13 protein-coding genes and 1 tRNA gene are annotated in these 15,199 nt (G+C 73.0%); 11 read left to right on the forward strand and 3 right to left on the reverse strand.

Annotated elements, in window-relative coordinates; translation table 11 throughout:
- The 7 genes from tmk to FS793_RS12125 all read left to right on the forward strand — a co-directional run bounded on the left by tmk (position 1) and on the right by FS793_RS12125 (position 7,996).
- Positions 1 to 627 carry a dTMP kinase gene (tmk, locus tag FS793_RS12095; RefSeq protein WP_144720749.1) on the forward strand — a complete coding sequence of 209 codons (627 nt, stop codon included), beginning with the start codon at positions 1 to 3 and terminating at the stop codon, positions 625 to 627.
- A gap of 1 nt (position 628) precedes the next feature.
- Positions 629 to 1,780: a DNA polymerase III subunit delta' gene (locus FS793_RS12100; RefSeq protein WP_144720750.1), complete on the forward strand. Its 1,152-nt coding sequence runs from the start codon at positions 629 to 631 to the stop codon at positions 1,778 to 1,780.
- Between the two features lie 56 nt (positions 1,781 to 1,836).
- Complete coding sequence (locus FS793_RS12105) at positions 1,837 to 3,432, forward strand: alpha/beta hydrolase (RefSeq protein ID WP_144720751.1); 1,596 nt, start codon at positions 1,837 to 1,839, stop codon at positions 3,430 to 3,432.
- Between the two features lie 49 nt (positions 3,433 to 3,481).
- Complete coding sequence (locus tag FS793_RS12110; protein WP_144720752.1) at positions 3,482 to 4,078, forward strand: TetR/AcrR family transcriptional regulator; 597 nt, start codon at positions 3,482 to 3,484, stop codon at positions 4,076 to 4,078.
- A 223-nt stretch (positions 4,079 to 4,301) separates the two neighbouring features.
- The gene (locus FS793_RS12115) at positions 4,302 to 5,966 is read left to right on the forward strand and encodes an ABC transporter substrate-binding protein (RefSeq protein WP_144720753.1); all 1,665 of its coding nucleotides are present in this window, start codon (positions 4,302 to 4,304) and stop codon (positions 5,964 to 5,966) included.
- Positions 5,967 to 6,041: 75 nt separating this feature from the next.
- Positions 6,042 to 7,046 carry an ABC transporter permease gene (locus FS793_RS12120; RefSeq protein WP_144720754.1) on the forward strand — a complete coding sequence of 335 codons (1,005 nt, stop codon included), beginning with the start codon at positions 6,042 to 6,044 and terminating at the stop codon, positions 7,044 to 7,046.
- Positions 7,043 to 7,996 carry an ABC transporter permease gene (locus FS793_RS12125; RefSeq protein WP_144720755.1) on the forward strand — a complete coding sequence of 318 codons (954 nt, stop codon included), beginning with the start codon at positions 7,043 to 7,045 and terminating at the stop codon, positions 7,994 to 7,996. The genes FS793_RS12120 and FS793_RS12125 overlap by 4 nt, the downstream gene beginning before the upstream one ends.
- 98 nt (positions 7,997 to 8,094) lie before the next feature.
- Here FS793_RS12125 and FS793_RS12130 read toward each other — a convergent pair whose 3' ends face one another.
- The gene (locus FS793_RS12130) at positions 8,095 to 9,801 is read right to left on the reverse strand and encodes an ABC transporter ATP-binding protein (protein ID WP_144720756.1); all 1,707 of its coding nucleotides are present in this window, start codon (positions 9,799 to 9,801) and stop codon (positions 8,095 to 8,097) included.
- Between the two features lie 160 nt (positions 9,802 to 9,961).
- Between FS793_RS12130 and FS793_RS12135 the strand changes: the two genes are divergently transcribed.
- Positions 9,962 to 10,034: transfer RNA gene (locus FS793_RS12135), tRNA-Thr, on the forward strand.
- Between the two features lie 49 nt (positions 10,035 to 10,083).
- Here FS793_RS12135 and FS793_RS12140 read toward each other — a convergent pair.
- Positions 10,084 to 10,389 (reverse strand): hypothetical protein, encoded by a 306-nt coding sequence (locus tag FS793_RS12140; RefSeq protein ID WP_144720757.1) that lies wholly within the window; start codon positions 10,387 to 10,389, stop codon positions 10,084 to 10,086.
- Between the two features lie 71 nt (positions 10,390 to 10,460).
- Here FS793_RS12140 and FS793_RS12145 point away from each other — a divergent pair, with 71 nt between their 5' ends.
- From FS793_RS12145 to FS793_RS12155, 3 genes are read left to right on the forward strand one after another with little or no spacing between them, the layout of a single operon-like run.
- Positions 10,461 to 10,892, forward strand: a complete 432-nt coding sequence (locus FS793_RS12145; protein ID WP_260980141.1) for a MarR family winged helix-turn-helix transcriptional regulator — start codon at positions 10,461 to 10,463, stop codon at positions 10,890 to 10,892.
- 53 nt (positions 10,893 to 10,945) lie between these two features.
- The gene (locus tag FS793_RS12150) at positions 10,946 to 11,509 is read left to right on the forward strand and encodes an isochorismatase family protein (RefSeq protein WP_144720758.1); all 564 of its coding nucleotides are present in this window, start codon (positions 10,946 to 10,948) and stop codon (positions 11,507 to 11,509) included.
- A complete protein-coding gene (locus tag FS793_RS12155; RefSeq protein ID WP_144720759.1) occupies positions 11,506 to 13,695 on the forward strand; it encodes an MMPL family transporter in 2,190 nt (729 codons plus the stop codon). Before FS793_RS12150 ends, FS793_RS12155 begins: the two co-directional genes overlap by 4 nt.
- A gap of 1 nt (position 13,696) precedes the next feature.
- On the opposite strand, the gene FS793_RS12160 is transcribed toward FS793_RS12155, so the two are convergent.
- Positions 13,697 to 15,160, reverse strand: coding sequence for a PucR family transcriptional regulator (locus FS793_RS12160; protein WP_186329489.1), 1,464 nt, complete (start codon positions 15,158 to 15,160; stop codon positions 13,697 to 13,699).
- Positions 15,161 to 15,199: the final 39 nt, after the last annotated feature.

Here is a 15,199-nt window from a genome sequence, read left to right on the forward strand (position 1 = left end):
GTGGCAGGGCTCTTCGTCACGCTCGAGGGCGGCGACGGCGCAGGCAAGTCGACGCAGTCGGCGATGCTCGCCGAGTGGCTGCGCGGCGAGGGGCGCACGGTCGTGACGACGCGCGAGCCCGGGGGCACCGACCTCGGCGTCGAGATCCGTCACCTCGTGCAGCACCGCCGCGGCCACGTCGCACCGCGCGCCGAGGCGCTGCTGTACGCCGCGGATCGCGCGCACCACGTCGCGACGCTCGTGCGCCCCGCGCTCGAGCGCGGCGACGTCGTGCTGCAGGACCGCTACCTCGACTCCTCGGTGGCGTACCAGGGCGCGGGCCGCGTGCTCGGCACCGACGAGGTGCGCGACCTGTCGCTGTGGGCCGTCGACGGGCTGCTGCCCGACCTCACGATCCTGCTCGACCTCGATCCCGCGGAAGGGCGGCGCCGCATGGCCGAGCGGGTCGACGCGCCGTACGACCGGCTCGAGGAGGCGCCCGACGACCTCCACGCGCGCGTGCGCGCCCAGTACCTCGCCCTCGCCGCCGCCGAGCCCGAGCGCTTCCTCGTCGTCGACGCCGCCGGCAGCCCCGACGAGATCCACGCCGCCGTGCGCGCACGCGTCGCCGCGGTGCTGGAGGGCTGAGATGACGACGGATCCCTGGGGCGAGATCATCGGCCAGGACGACGCCGTCGCCACCTTGCGCCGCGCGGCCGCATCGCCCGGCACGTCGGCGATGACGCACGCGTGGCTCATCACGGGGCCGCCGGGGTCGGGGCGCTCGAACCTCGCGTTCGCGTTCGCGACGGCGCTGCTGTCGCCCGCGGGCACGATCGACGAGCGCGTCGCCATCCAGGTCGCGGCGCGCACGCATCCCGACCTCGTCGTGCTCGCGACCGAGGGCGTGACGATCAAGATCGACGCCGCGCGCGACGCCGTGCAGCGGGCGTCGATGTCGCCCGCGTCGTCGCGGCACCGCGTCGTCGTGGTCGAGGATGCGGACCGCATGGTCGAGCGCACGTCGAACACGCTGCTGAAGGCGCTCGAGGAGCCGCCGGAGGACACGGTGTGGATCCTGTGCGCCCCCGGCGAGTCCGACCTGCTGCCGACGATCCGCTCGCGCGTGCGCACCGTCTCGCTCGGCGTGCCCGACCCTGAGGCCGTGGCGCGGCTGCTCGTGGAGCGCGACGGCGTCGACCCCGCGCTCGCAGCGCAGGTCGCACGCGAGGCGCAGAGCCACATCGGCATGGCGCGCAGGCTCGCGACGAACGACGAGGCGCGGGCGCGGAGGGCGGAGACGCTCGACCTGGCGCTGCGCGTGCAGACCGCGGGGCACGCGGTGCTCGCCGCCGCGCGGTTCGTCGAGATCGCCGGCGCCGACGCCGAGGCGCTCGGCGCCGACCAGGACGCGGCCGAGCGCGACCAGGCGCTGCGCCAGATGGGCATCGCGCCCGGCGGCACGGTGCCGCCGCAGCTGCGCAAGCAGCTGCGCGAGCTGGAGTCGCTGCAGAAGGAGCGCGCCAAGCGCGGCCTGCGCGACGGCGTCGACCGCATCCTCGTCGACCTGCTCTCGCTCTTCCGCGACATCCTCCTGACGCAGCTCGGCGTCGCGCACGAGCTCGTGAACGCGGCGCAGCAGCCGCGCATCGAGGAGGCGGCCCGGGGTCGTCGCCCCGAGGACTCGCTCGCGGTGCTCGACGCCATCCAGGTGGCGCGCGAGCGGATCGAGGCGAACGTGCCGGCGCTGCTGGCGCTCGAGGCGCTGCTCGTCGTCGTCGCCGCGCCCGACGAGCGCTGACCAGCCCGCGTCCGGCCGTGCGCCCGTAGCATGAGCGCGGACGAAGGGACCCCTCCATGGCATCGAGGCTCCGCCGCAGCGGCATCGCCGTCGCGCTCGCAGCATCCATCGCGGTCGCGCTCTCGGGCTGCATCGTGCTGCCGCCGAGCCTCGTCCCGGGCCCGGGCGGCACGACGCCGACGACGCCCGCGAGCGGCCAGCCCCTCGACTTCACGCCGACGGGCGAGGACGTCGATGCCGGCCTCGAGCCGTACTACGCGCAGGACGTCGACTGGACCCTCTGCGCCGGCGGCTACACGTGCGGCACGATCGACGCGCCCATGGACTGGTTCACCCCCGAGGACGGCCGATCGATCGAGGTGAGCATGATCGTGCGCCCCGCCGACGGCGAGGTGTGGGGCTCGATGCTCTACAACCCCGGCGGTCCCGGCGGCTCTGGCCTCGACTACGTGCAGCAGTACGCCGACTACCTCGTCGCGCCCGAGGTGCTCGAGCACTACAACCTCGTCGGCTTCGACCCCCGCGGCGTCGGCCAGTCGACGCCCATCACCTGCTACGACGACCCGTCGACCCTCTACGACTACCTCTGGGAGATCCCGGAGGGCCCGGCGCCCGAGCCGCTGTCGGACGAGGCGCTGCAGCAGCAGCTCGACGACGCCGCCGAGTTCGGCGACGCATGCCTGCAGTACACGGGCGAGGCGCTGGAGTTCATGGGCACCGAGCAGGCCGCGAGCGACATGGACCTCATCCGCGCGCTGCTCGGCGAGGACCACCTGCAGTACCTGGGCGTCTCGTACGGCACGCTGCTGGGCGCGACGTACGCCGACCTCTTCCCCGACCACGTGGGCCGCTTCGTGCTCGACGCCGCGGTCGCGCCCGACGCGACCGACGCCGAGGGCACGCTCTTCCAGGCGGGCGGCTTCGAGCTCGCGCTGCGCAACTGGATGGCCGACTGCCTGAGCGTGGGCACGTGCCCGTTCACGGCGGGCGACGTCGACGGCGGCATGCAGCAGGTCGGCACGCTGCTCAGCGACCTCGAGGCATCGCCGCTCGAGGCGACCGACGGCCGCCGGCTGGGATCCAGCTCGATGTTCACGGCGGTCGCGGCGAACCTGTACTCGCCGCAGCAGTGGAGCACGCTGCGCTCGGTGTTCGCCGACGTGCTGAACGGCTCCGCCGACTCGGCGTTCGTCGAGGCCGACCGCTACTACGGCGTGAACCCCGACGGCACGTTCGCCGACAACTCGTTCGAGGCCCTCATCGGGGTCAACTGCCTCGACGCACCCGCCGTGACCGACTTCGCCGAGGTGCGCGCGAACGCCGAGGCGATCCGTGCGGTGGCGCCGACGCTGTGGCAGCAGTTCTCGGGCATGTCGACGTGCGCGGCCTGGCCGTTCGCGGCGACGCGCGAGCCGCACGTCATCACGGCGCCGGGCGCCGAGCCGATCATCGTCATCGGCGGGCTCAACGACCCGGCGACGCCGTACGAGCAGTCGGTGTCGCTCGCGGAGCAGCTCTCCAGCGGCGTGCTCATCTCGGTGGATGCCGAGGGCCACTCGCAGTACAACCAGGGCAACGCGTGCGTCGACGACCCGGTGAACGAGTACTTCCTCACCGGCACGGCGCCGTCGGGGGACATCGACGGCTGCTGAACGTCGCGTCGATTCGGTGCAAGGTTGCAGTGACTGCAACAATGGTGCCATGACGGACGAAGGACTGCGCGCGCGCAAGCGCCGCCGCACCAGCGCTGCCATCCAGCGTGCCGCCCTCGAGCTCGCCCTCGAGCGCGGCGACCTGCATCCGCCGGTCGACGCGATCGCGTCGCGTGCCGACGTGAGCCCGCGCACGTTCTTCAACTACTTCGCGACGCGCGACGAGGCGCTCGTGGGGGAGCCGATGCAGTTCCCCGACGACGCCGACCCCACCGTCGGCGACGATCTGCTCGACATGCTCGAGACCATCGCGCTGCTCGTGCTCGGCGACCGCGAGCTCGACCGCGACCTCATCCTGCTGCGCCGCGACGTCATGCGGCAGCACCCCGAGCTCTTCGCCCGCCGCGTCGTGCAGAGCCACGAGATCGAGCAGCAGCTCATCCGCCTCGCCGAGCGCCGGGCGACGCTCGACGGCTCCGATCGTCCGCACGAGCGCGGCCGCATCGCCGCGCTCGTCGCCATGGGTGCGCTGCGCGCGGGATGGATGCGCTGGGTCGACCGCGCGGGAGGCGAGACGCTCGAGGCGGCCGTGCGCGCGACGTTCGACGAAGTGCGCAGCATGGTGCGCACCGCTGCCATCGTCTGACGCCGAGGGCGCCGGATCGGGCGTCGTGCTGCACCCCGATCCGCTCGACCGCGCATCCTGAGACGCCTGCCGCGCCGCTGCTGGTCACGGTCCGGTCACGACCTCGCCGTCTCGGCGGTCTGGACCACGGCGCGCCGGTAGCGTACGGGGAACGCGTGCGACGCCGCCGACCCGGTCGGCGTCGGCCGTACGCCCGTCACAGCACCAGACCCAGGAGGTCACCGTGTCCCGACCCGCATCCCGGCGCCGCGCACTCGCGGCGCTCGCCGGTGGCACCGCAGCAGTCGTCGCGCTCGTCGGCTGCGTGCAGAGCGACCGCGACGAGCCCGGCGAGGCCAGCGACGTCGACTCGACGTTCGTCTTCGCCGCCTCGAGCGACCCCGCGAGCCTCGACCCCGCGTTCGCGAGCGACGGCGAGTCGTTCCGCGTCTCGCGCCAGATCTTCGAGGGCCTCGTCGGCGTCGAGGCCGGCACGGCCGACCCCGCGCCGCTGCTCGCCGAGAGCTGGGAGCAGTCGGACGACGGCCTCTCGTACACGTTCCAGCTGCAGGACGGCGTGACCTTCCACGACGGCACCGACTTCGACGCCACCGCGGTGTGCGCGAACTTCGACCGCTGGTACAACTTCACGGGCGTCGCGCAGGCCGAGAGCATGGCCTACTACTACACGAGCCTCTTCAAGGGCTACGCCGACAGCCCCGCCGACGCCGTCTACGCGTCGTGCACCGCCGACGAGGACCTCGTCGCCACCGTCACGCTCGCGAAGCCGTTCGCCGGCTTCATCGCCGCCCTCTCGCTGCCCGCGTTCGCGATGCAGAGCCCCGCGGCGCTCGAGGAGTTCGGCGCCGACGACGTCGGCGGCACCGAGGAGGCCCCGACGCTCTCCGAGTACGCCACCGGCCACCCCGTGGGCACCGGTCCCTTCTCCTTCGACTCGTGGGAGGTCGGCTCGCAGCTGCAGCTGAGCGCCTACGACGACTACTGGGGCGAGCAGGGCGACGTGCAGGAGATCATCTTCCGCGTCATCGACGACCCGACCGCACGCCGCCAGGCGCTCGAGGCCGGCGACATCGACGGCTACGACCTCGTGAGCCCCGCCGACGCGGCAGCGCTCGAGGACGACGGCTACCTCATCGAGTCGCGCGACCCGTTCACGATCCTCTACCTCGGCATGAACCAGGCGGTGCCCGAGCTGCAGGACGTGCGCGTGCGCCAGGCCATCACGATGGCGATCGACCGCGACCAGCTCGTGTCGCAGACGCTGCCCGAGGGCACCGAGGTCGCCAACCAGTTCATCCCGCCGTCGGTCGCGGGCTACAACGACGAGGTCACCGAGTACGAGTACGACCCGGAGGCGGCGCGCCAGCTGCTCGCCGAGGCCGGCTACCCCGACGGCTTCACGCTGCAGTTCAACTACCCGACGAACGTCTCGCGTCCGTACATGCCGAACCCGGAGGAGATCTTCACGAACCTCTCCGCGCAGCTCGAGGAGGTCGGCATCACGGTCGACCCGCAGCCGAACGCCTGGTCGCCCGACTACCTCGACCGGATCCAGGGCGGTGCCGACCACGGCATCCACCTGCTCGGCTGGACGGGTGACTACAACGACACCGACAACTTCCTCGGCGTCTTCTTCGGCAGCCAGTCCAACGAGTGGGGCTTCGACAACGAGCAGCTGTTCAGCGACCTCGAGGCCGCGCGTGCAGAGCCGGACCTCGACGCGCAGATCCCGCTCTACGAGGCGATCAACGAGGAGGTCGCGACCTTCATCCCCGGCGTGCCGCTCGCGCACCCCGCGCCGTCGCTGGCGTTCTCGGAGCGCGTCGAGTCGTACCCGACGAGCCCGGTGAACGACGAGGTGTTCAACCAGATCGTGCTCACGTCGTAGCCTCGACGAGCGCATGACCATGGGCGGGAGGGGCCTGCAGAGGCCCCTCCCGTCCGCACCTGACGAAAGGCCTCCGTGCTCCGAGTCATCGGCAAGCGGCTCCTGCTCCTCGTCCCGACCCTCGTCGGACTGAGCCTGCTGCTGTTCCTCTGGGTCCGCGCCCTCCCGGGCGGACCCGCCACCGCGCTCCTCGGCGAGCGTGCGACCCCTGAGGCCATCGAGCGCATCAACGCGCTCTACGGCTTCGACCGCCCACTGTGGGAGCAGTACGTCACCTACATGGGACGACTGGTCACGGGCGACTTCGGCGTCTCGATCGAGACGGGCCGGCCCGTGCTCGAGGAGTTCGCGCGCAGGTTCCCCGCGACGCTCGAGCTGGCGACGTTCGCGATCCTCTTCGCCGTCCTCATCGGCGTCCCGCTCGGCTACCTCGCGGCGAAGCACTACGGGCGCGCCATCGACCACGGCTCGGTCGTGCTGAGCCTGCTCGGCATCGTCGTGCCCGTGTTCTTCCTCGCCTTCATCCTCAAGTACGTCTTCGCGGTGCAGCTCGGCTGGTTCCCGCCGGACGGCAGGCAGGATCCGCGCATCGATGCGACGCACGCCACCGGCTTCTGGGTGCTCGACGGGTTCCTCACCGGCGAGCTCGACGCCGCCGGCGACGCCTTCCTGCATCTCGTGCTGCCCGGCATCGCCCTCGGCACGATCCCGCTCGCGATCATCGTGCGCATCACCCGCGCGAGCGTGCTCGACGTGCTCGGTGCCGACTACGTGCGGACCGCCCGCTCGAAGGGCATCCTCGAGTCGACCATCCGCGACCGGTTCGTGCTGCGCAACGCGATGCTGCCGGTGGTGACGACCATCGGCCTGCAGGTCGGGCTGCTCATCTCCGGAGCGGTGCTGACCGAGACGGTGTTCGCGTTCGCCGGGGTCGGGCAGTTCCTCGCCTCGGCGATCTTCGCCCGAGACTTCCCGGTGCTGCAGGGCTTCATCCTCTTCATCGCGGTCGGCTACGCGCTCATCAACCTCGTCGTCGACGTCAGCTACTCGTTCATCGATCCCAGGGTGCGTGTCCAGTGAGCGCCGTCCTCCCTCCCGCGAGCGATGCGAGCATCGCCCCCGAGCCCCAGGAGCCGAAGGGGCCCGCGCCCCGCGAGGCCGGCACGAGCGTCTGGGGTGCCGCGTTCGCGCGGATGCGCCGCAACCCGCAGGCGATCGCCGGCGCGGCCATCGTGCTGCTGTTCGTGCTCGTCGCGATCCTCGCGCCGATCCTCGCGCCGTTCGCAGGCACGGCGCTGCCCGGTCGTGCCGAGATCACGCCCACGAGCATCCCCGTGCCCGGCGAGCTCGCCCAATACCCGCTCGGCCTCGACCGCTTCGGCGGCGACGTGCTGTCGAAGCTCATCTGGGGCGCGCAGGCGTCGCTGCTCATCGGACTGGTCTCGACCGCGCTCGGCCTCGCCGGCGGCATGCTGCTCGGCCTCATCGCTGCCGGCTTCGGCGGCTGGGTCGACAACGTCGTGATGCGCGTCGTCGACATCCTGCTGTCGGTGCCGAACCTGCTGCTCGCGGTGTCGATCGCTGCGGTGCTCGGGCAGACGCCCGCCGCCGTGATGATCGCCATCGGTGCGAGCCAGGTGCCGATCTTCGCGCGCCTGCTGCGCTCGTCGATGCTGCAGCAGCGCTCGGCCGACTACGTGCTCGCCGCGCAGACGCTCGGTCTGTCGCGTCGCACGATCACGATGAGCCACGTGCTGCCGAACTCGCTCGGTCCCGTCGTCGTGCAGGCGACGCTCGCGCTGGCGACCGCGGTCATCGACGCGGCGGCGCTGTCGTTCCTCGGTCTCGGCGGCGGACGCCCCGAGACGGCCGAGTGGGGCCGCATGCTCACCTACGCGCAGAACGAGCTGGCGATCGCGCCGCACCTGGCGTTCCTGCCCGGCATCTGCATCGCCATCACTGCGCTCGGCTTCACGCTGTTCGGCGAGTCGCTGCGCGAGGCGCTCGACCCGCGCCAGCGGAAGGCGTAGCGCCGCTGGGAGTGGTCACTCGATGCTGCGGATCCGGCGCCGGAGCAGCATCGAGTGACCACTCAGCCGCATCGAGCGACCACTCGCGCGCGGCAGCGTCAGGCGGCGCCGAGCTCCGCACCGGGGATGGATGCGAGCAGCTGCCGCGTGTACGGGTGGCGCGGATTCTGGAAGAGCTCCTCGCTCGGCGCCTGCTCGACGATCTCGCCGCGCTGCATGACGGCGACGTGGTCGCTGATGAGGCGCACGACCGCGAGGTCGTGGGAGATGAAGAGGTACGACAGGCCCAGCTCGCGCTGCAGCTCGCCCAGCAGGTGCAGGATCTGCGACTGCACGAGCACGTCGAGCGCCGACACGGGCTCGTCGCAGATGATGAGATCGGGCTTGAGGGCGAGCGCGCGGGCGATGGCGACGCGCTGGCGCTGCCCGCCCGAGAGCTCGCCGGGGTAGCGGCGCAGCATCGACTGCGGCAGCGACACCTGGTCCATGAGCTCGTGCACGCGCGCACGGCGCTCGGCGCGCGAGCCGCGCTTGTACGCCTCGAGGGGCTCGCCGACGATGCGGCCGATCGTGAACGAGGGGTTGAGCGACGAGTACGGGTCCTGGAAGACCGGCTGCACGCGCTGGCGGAACGAGCGCAGCTCGGCGCCCTTCAGGTCGGCGATCTCCTGCCCGTCGAACAGCATCGAGCCCGACGTCGGCTCGACCGCCTTCAGCAGCATCCGCGCCGTCGTCGTCTTGCCCGAGCCGGACTCGCCGACGATCGCGACCGTCTGGCCGCGGGGGATGACGAACGACACGTCCTTCGCCGCGGTGAAGTCGTCGCCGCCGCGCACGGGGTAGACCTTCGTGAGCCCCTGCACCTCGACGATGTTGTCGGCGGTCGCCGCTGCATCGTCCTGCCCGTGCTCGATGACCTCGGCGCGGGCCGCAGCGACCGAGGGCGCGGCGGCGACCAGCGCCCTCGTGTACTCGTGCTGCGGGTTCGAGAGGATCTCGGCGGCCGGGCCGGCCTCGACGACGCGACCCCGGTGCATGACGACGACCTTCGACGCGCGCTCGGCGGCGAGGCCGAGGTCGTGCGTGATGAGCAGCACCGACGTGCCGAGCTCGCGCGTGAGCGTGTCGATCTGATCGAGGATCGTGCGCTGCACCGTCACGTCGAGGGCGCTCGTGGGCTCGTCGGCGATGAGCAGGCGCGGCGCGCACGCGAGGCCGATGGCGATGAGCGCGCGCTGGCGCATGCCGCCCGAGAACTCGTGCGGGTACTGCTTCGCGCGCGCCTCGCCGTCGGGGAGGCCCGCGGCCGACAGGGCCTCGACGACCTTGGCGCCGACGTCGCGTCGCGTGGCCTTCTTGTGCACGAGCAGCGTCTCGGCGACCTGCGTGCCGATCTTCGAGACCGGGTTGAGGTTCGACATCGGGTCCTGCGGCACCATGCCGATCTCGTTGCCGCGCAGGTCGCGCATCTTCGACTCCGCGAGGCCCACGAGCTCGCGACCCTCGAGCTGGATGCTGCCGTTCGCGATCGTCGCGTTCGATGCGAGGAGGCGGATGATCGCCATCGCCGTCGTCGACTTGCCGGAGCCCGACTCGCCCACGATCGCCACGGTCTCGCCGTGCTCGACGTCGAACGACACGTGCTGCACGGCGTCGACGGTGCCGGCCATGGTGCGGAACGTCACCTGCAGATCCCGCACGCGCAGCAGCGGGGTGCGCTCGCCCGTCGTCTCGGAGGCGGATGCGGGAGCGGCGGACGCGTCGGCGGGGGTGGTGTCGACGGGCTCGGCAGCGGGCTCGGTCATCCCGCCATCCTGCCCGAATCCGAGCGCCGACATCCGTGCTTCCGGCCGATCGTCACACGACCGTAGCCTTGGCCGCACGGGCCCCTCAGGGCGGACACGCCTGATTCGCGAGCCCCCGACGCATGCGCTAGCATTGCTTCTCGTGCCCCATGCGGCACGCGCCGCCCTAGCTCAGTTGGCAGAGCGATTCACTCGTAATGAATAGGTCGAGGGTTCGATTCCCTCGGGTGGCTCCGACACCGAAGGCCCTCGCAGCAGCGGGGGCCTTCGTCGTGCATGCGGTCAGCTCGCGGCGGGCGGCGCAGGCGGTCCCGGCGGCGGGCCGCCCTGCATCGGACCCGAGAGGCCCTGCTGGCCGGCGGGGCCGGGCGGCGGCGGCTGCACGGGGTGCTGCTGCTGCGCTTCCGGCTTCGTGCCGAACGGCAGGAACGCGAGCACACCGAGCGCGAGCGCGACGACGCCGCACACGATGGCCGTGATCGCGAGGCCGCCCGAGCTCGGCGCCAGGACGAGCACGAGCACGCAGAGCGCGAACAGCACGATGATCGACAGCAGCTTGCGGCGGATGGCGCCTTGGACGTGGTGCATGCGTCTCCTGACGACGGTGGGTGCTGGCGGTTCGGATGCTAGGGCCGGGAGCCGGGGATACGGTGAGTGTCGTGCCCGACGCCGCTCCCGACATGCGCGACTGGCCTACAGGCCGCCTGCTGGCGATGGCTGCGCGCCTCGTGGAGCACGAGTGGCACGACGTGCTGCAGGGCGCGGGGCTGACGCACGCGGGTCTCGTCGTGCTCGACCTGCTGGGCGACGGGCCGCTCGCGCAGGCGGAGCTCGCGCGGCGGGCGCGCGTCGAGGTGCAGACGATCTCGCGCACCGTCGACCGACTCGAGCGCGAGGGGCACGTCGAGCGCACGCTCGACCCCGCGGATCGGCGCGCGCGGCTCGTCGCGCGCACGGCGGCGGGGGAGGCGTCGTGGGTGCAGGCGCGCTCGCTCGAGGCGCGCGCGATCCCGGCGGTCGACGACCCGGATGCGCTGCGCGGGCAGCTGCTGCAGATCGTGCAGGCGCTCAGCGCGCGCCGCTGGTCGTAGGGATGCGCGGGTCGCTCTCGCATCTGAAGGTCAGCCAGCGTAGTATCTGACGCATGGCCCGAGCGCTCCTCATCGTCGACGTCCAGAACGACTTCACCGAAGGCGGTGCCCTCGGGTGCGAGGGCGGAGCGGCCGTCGCCGCCGCCATCAGCGACCACGTGCGCGCGAGCGACTACGACCTCGTGGTCGCGAGCCGCGACTGGCACCGCGGCGACGACGACAACGGCGGTCACTTCGCCAGCGGCGAGCCCGACTTCGTCGACACGTGGCCCGTCCACTGCGTCGCAGGCACGCCCGGCGCCGAGTACCACCCGGCACTCGACCGGTCGCTCGTCGACGTGCACGTCTACAAGGGTCAGGGCGAGCCCGCCTACTCGGCGTTCGAGGGCGAGACCGAGGACGGCGCGACGCTCGCGAGCATCCTCGACGAGCGCGGCATCGACGAGCTCGTCGTCGTCGGCATCGCCACCGACTACTGCGTCAAGGCGTCCGCCCTCGACGGCCTGCCGGTCGTGCCGACCGTGACGGTCGTCGACGCCCTCACGGCCGCCGTCGCACCCGGCACGCGAGCCGCCGCCCTCACCGAGCTCGCCGACGCGGGCGTCGCGGTCCGATGAGCGCGCCCACCGAGGCCGGGCAGCAGCGCTCGGCCACGCCCCGCGTGCCCAGATGGCTGCGCGCCGTCATCCCCGCCGTGCTCATCGTGGGCTGGATCGCCGCCCTCGGCGTCGGCGGGCCCACCTTCGGACGCCTCGACGAGGTCGTCGAGAACGACCAGGCGGCCTTCCTGCCGCAGTCGGCGGATGCGACGGCCGTGCAGGAGGCGCTGCCGGGGTTCCTCGGCGACGACCGCATCCCCGCCATCGTCGTGCTCGAGGGCGACGGGGCGCTCACCGACGAGCAGCTCGCCGACGCGCAGACCCTCGCCGAGCAGGTCGCCCAGGTCGACGGCGTCGTCGAGGCATCCCCGGCGATCCCGAGCGACGACGGCGAGGCCGTGCAGATCGTCGCGATCGTCGACTCGAGCGAGTCCGAGGCGGTCGACGTGGCCGTCGAGGGCATCCGAGACCTGCTCGCCGAGGCGCCCGACGGCCTCACGGGCGCCGTGACCGGACCCGCGGGCTTCGCCGCCGACATCGCCGAGGCGTTCAGCGGCATCGACGGCATCCTGCTGCTCGTCGCGCTCGCGGCCGTGCTCGTGATCCTCGTCATCGTCTACCGCTCGCCGCTGCTGCCGCTCCTCGTGCTCCTCACGTCGGTCGCGGCGCTGTGCCTCGCGATCCTCGTCGTCTTCTCGCTCGCGAAGGCGGGCATCCTGCAGCTCTCGGGGCAGACGCAGGGCATCCTCTTCATCCTCGTCGTCGGCGCCGCCACCGACTACGCGCTGCTCTACACGGCCCGCTACCGCGAGGCGCTCGGACAGCATGCGAGGCGGTGGGATGCGACGGTCGCGGCGTGGAAGGGCTCGTTCGAGCCGATCCTCGCGTCGGGCGGCACGGTCATCGCGGGCCTGCTCTGCCTGCTGCTGTCGGACCTGCAGTCGAACCGCCAGCTCGGCCCCGTCGCCGCGATCGGCATCGCGATGGCGCTGCTCGCCGGCCTGACGATGCTGCCCGCCCTGCTCTACGCCGTCGGCCGCGTCGCCTTCTGGCCCGTCGCCCCGCGGCACCACGGTGCCCATGAGCACGCGCCGACCCACGCCAAGGCCGAGAGGGCAGGGTTGTGGGGCCGCGTGGCCGGCCTCGTCGGTCGCCGACCGCGTCCCGTGTGGATCGTGACGGCGATCGTGCTGGCCGCCGGCGCCGTGGGCATGACGCAGCTGCAGCCCGACGGCGTGCCGTCGAGCGAGTTCGTCGTGGGCGAGTCGCAGGCGCGCGACGGCCAGGCGGTGCTCTCCGACCACTTCCCGGGCGGCTCCGGCGCCCCCACGTACGTGCTCGCCGACGAGGGCGACGCCCAGGCCGTCGCCGACGTCGCCGGGGGCGTCGACGGCGTGGATGCGGTCGTGGCGACGAGCGAGGACGCGCCGGGCGGCACCGTGCCGATCGGCGACGACGCCGCCCCCATCCCGGGCATGCCGACGGGGGAGCCGCAGGTCGTCGACGGCCAGGTGCTGCTGCAGCTCACGCTCGACGTCGCACCCGACTCCGACGCTGCGCAGCAGACGGTGCGCGACCTGCGCGTCGCGCTCGCCGACGCCGACCTCGCCGACGCGCTCGTGGGCGGCACGACGGCGACGGCCGTCGACACGAACGACACCGCCATCCACGATCGCGCGCTCATCATCCCGATCGTGCTCGCCGTGATCCTCGTGATCCTCGCGCTGCTGCTGCGGGCGATCGTCGCGCCGATCCTGCTCATCCTCACGACCGTGCTGTCGTTCGGCACGGCGCTGGGCGTCGCCGCCCTCATCCTGCACGCGATCGGGCGGGAGGCGATGGATCCGTCGGTGCCGCTGTTCGCGTTCGTGTTCCTCGTCGCGCTCGGGGTCGACTACAACATCTTCCTCATGACGCGCGTGCGCGAGGAGGCGCTGCGGCGCGGGCATCGCGAGGGCGTGCTCACGGGGCTGCGCGTGACGGGCAGCGTCATCACGTCGGCCGGCGTCGTGCTGGCCGCGACGTTCGCGGCGCTCGCGGTGATCCCCGTGCTGTTCCTGCTGCAGATCGCGATCATCGTGGCGCTCGGCGTGCTCATCGACACCGTGCTCGTGCGCTCGTTGCTCGTGCCGGCGCTCTCGCTCGAGATCGGGCGCGCGACGTGGTGGCCGTCGCGGCTGTCGAAGGCGGCGCCGGGGGACTGACCTACGGCGTCGCCGTCGCCTGCAGCCACGCCCACAGCGTCGCGCGGTCGGCGAACGCCTGCAGGTCGAGGCCCAGGGTGCGGCCGAGGGCGAGGATGCGGTCGCGCAGCGAGTGCCGGTGCATGCCGACGGCGCGGGCCGCGGCGTCCCACGCGCAGTCGTGCGCGAACCACTCGGCGGCGAGTGCGAGGGATGCGCGGCCCTCGTCGGTCGCGAGCAGGCCGCCGAGGTGCGCCTCGGCGGCGGCGCGCACGGCGTCGTCGCCCAGCAGGCCGAGCAGGCCGTCGTCGCCGGGGGAGAAGGTGGCGGATGCCGCTCCAGCGCGGCGCGCGCGGTCGAGCGCCGTCGTCGCCTGGGCCACGGCCGTCGCGGCGTGCTCCCACGTGGTCGGCAGGCTCCAGCCGGCGGTGACGGCGCCGAGGGCGGCGACGACCGCCGCGCGATGGGCGTCGGAGGCGACGACGAGCGTGCGCCCGTCGCGCGCGGCGGCGAGGACGGGCATCGGCGCATCCGCCTCGATCGCCGTGGTCCCGTCGAGGGCGGCGACGACGACGGGCTCGGCGGGCAGCGTCTCGCCGACGCGCGCGAGCATCGCGGCCGACTGCGCGGCGCCGCCGGCCAGCGCGTGCTCGACGATCGCGGCCTCGAACGCCGCGACGCGGTCGCGCAGTCCCTGCGACGACGCGAGCGCGAGGTCGAGCAGCGCCGCCGCCGTCGTCACGACCGATCGTGCCGGGGCGTCGAGCGCCTCGGTGCCTGCGAGCGCGAGCGCGCCGTGCACGCGACCGGCGCCACCGAGCGACTGCACGAGCATCCACCCGCCGTCGTCGCGCTCGACGGTGCGCGCCGTGCGACGCCCGGTGCGCAGCGCCGCGCGCACCTGGTCGACGAGCGCGTCGTCGACGCTCGTCGTCGACGCAGCGCGCGTCCGTGCCCGGTCGTCGAGCAGCGCGACGTCGGCGTCGAGCTCGCGCGCGAGCGTGCGCACGACCGCAGCCGCGCCGTCGGGCCGGCTCGCGGCCGCGCCGATCGCCCGCTGCGCATCCGCCGCCCAGCGCTCGCGCGCCGCGCCCCGCTCGGCGTTCCAGCGGATGATCGCGAGGAACGACGTGTCGTACGGCACCTCGAACAGCGGCAGGTCGGCGGCGAGTGCCGCGTCGACGAGCGCGGGAGGCACCTCCGTCGCGTGCAGGCCCGTGCCGAAGCCGATGCCGAGCACGCCTGCGTCGGCGAGCGCGCGCACCCAGCGCGCCGCCGTGGTGTCGCCGCCGACGAGCTGCCTGCCGGTCGTGAGCAGCACGTGGTCGGGGGCGAGGAACGGCGTCGGGTCGGCGAGGTCGGAGCTCGCGATCCACGAGATCGGCCGTGCGCGCCGGTCGTCGCCGGCGACGACCTCGCGCAGCGCGAGCGAGGGCTCGGCGACGAGCGCCTCGACGGTCGCGAGCGTGGGCATGCGGGTGGCCATGCCGTCATCGTGCCATGAAGGCAGCCACGCGGCATGCAT

This window comes from Agrococcus jejuensis (assembly GCF_007679035.1).
Lineage (GTDB): Bacteria > Actinomycetota > Actinomycetes > Actinomycetales > Microbacteriaceae > Agrococcus > Agrococcus jejuensis_A.

Coding starts and splice junctions, on each gene's coding strand:
- FS793_RS12155 (WP_144720759.1), top strand. CDS start 11,506: ATGAGCGCGCCCACCGAGGCCGGGCAGCAGCGCTCGGCCACGCCCCGC.
- FS793_RS12130 (WP_144720756.1), bottom strand. CDS start 9,801: ATGACCGAGCCCGCTGCCGAGCCCGTCGACACCACCCCCGCCGACGCG.
- FS793_RS12110 (WP_144720752.1), top strand. CDS start 3,482: ATGACGGACGAAGGACTGCGCGCGCGCAAGCGCCGCCGCACCAGCGCT.
- FS793_RS12150 (WP_144720758.1), top strand. CDS start 10,946: ATGGCCCGAGCGCTCCTCATCGTCGACGTCCAGAACGACTTCACCGAA.
- FS793_RS12160 (WP_186329489.1), bottom strand. CDS start 15,160: ATGGCCACCCGCATGCCCACGCTCGCGACCGTCGAGGCGCTCGTCGCC.
- FS793_RS12105 (WP_144720751.1), top strand. CDS start 1,837: ATGGCATCGAGGCTCCGCCGCAGCGGCATCGCCGTCGCGCTCGCAGCA.
- FS793_RS12100 (WP_144720750.1), top strand. CDS start 629: ATGACGACGGATCCCTGGGGCGAGATCATCGGCCAGGACGACGCCGTC.
- FS793_RS12140 (WP_144720757.1), bottom strand. CDS start 10,389: ATGCACCACGTCCAAGGCGCCATCCGCCGCAAGCTGCTGTCGATCATC.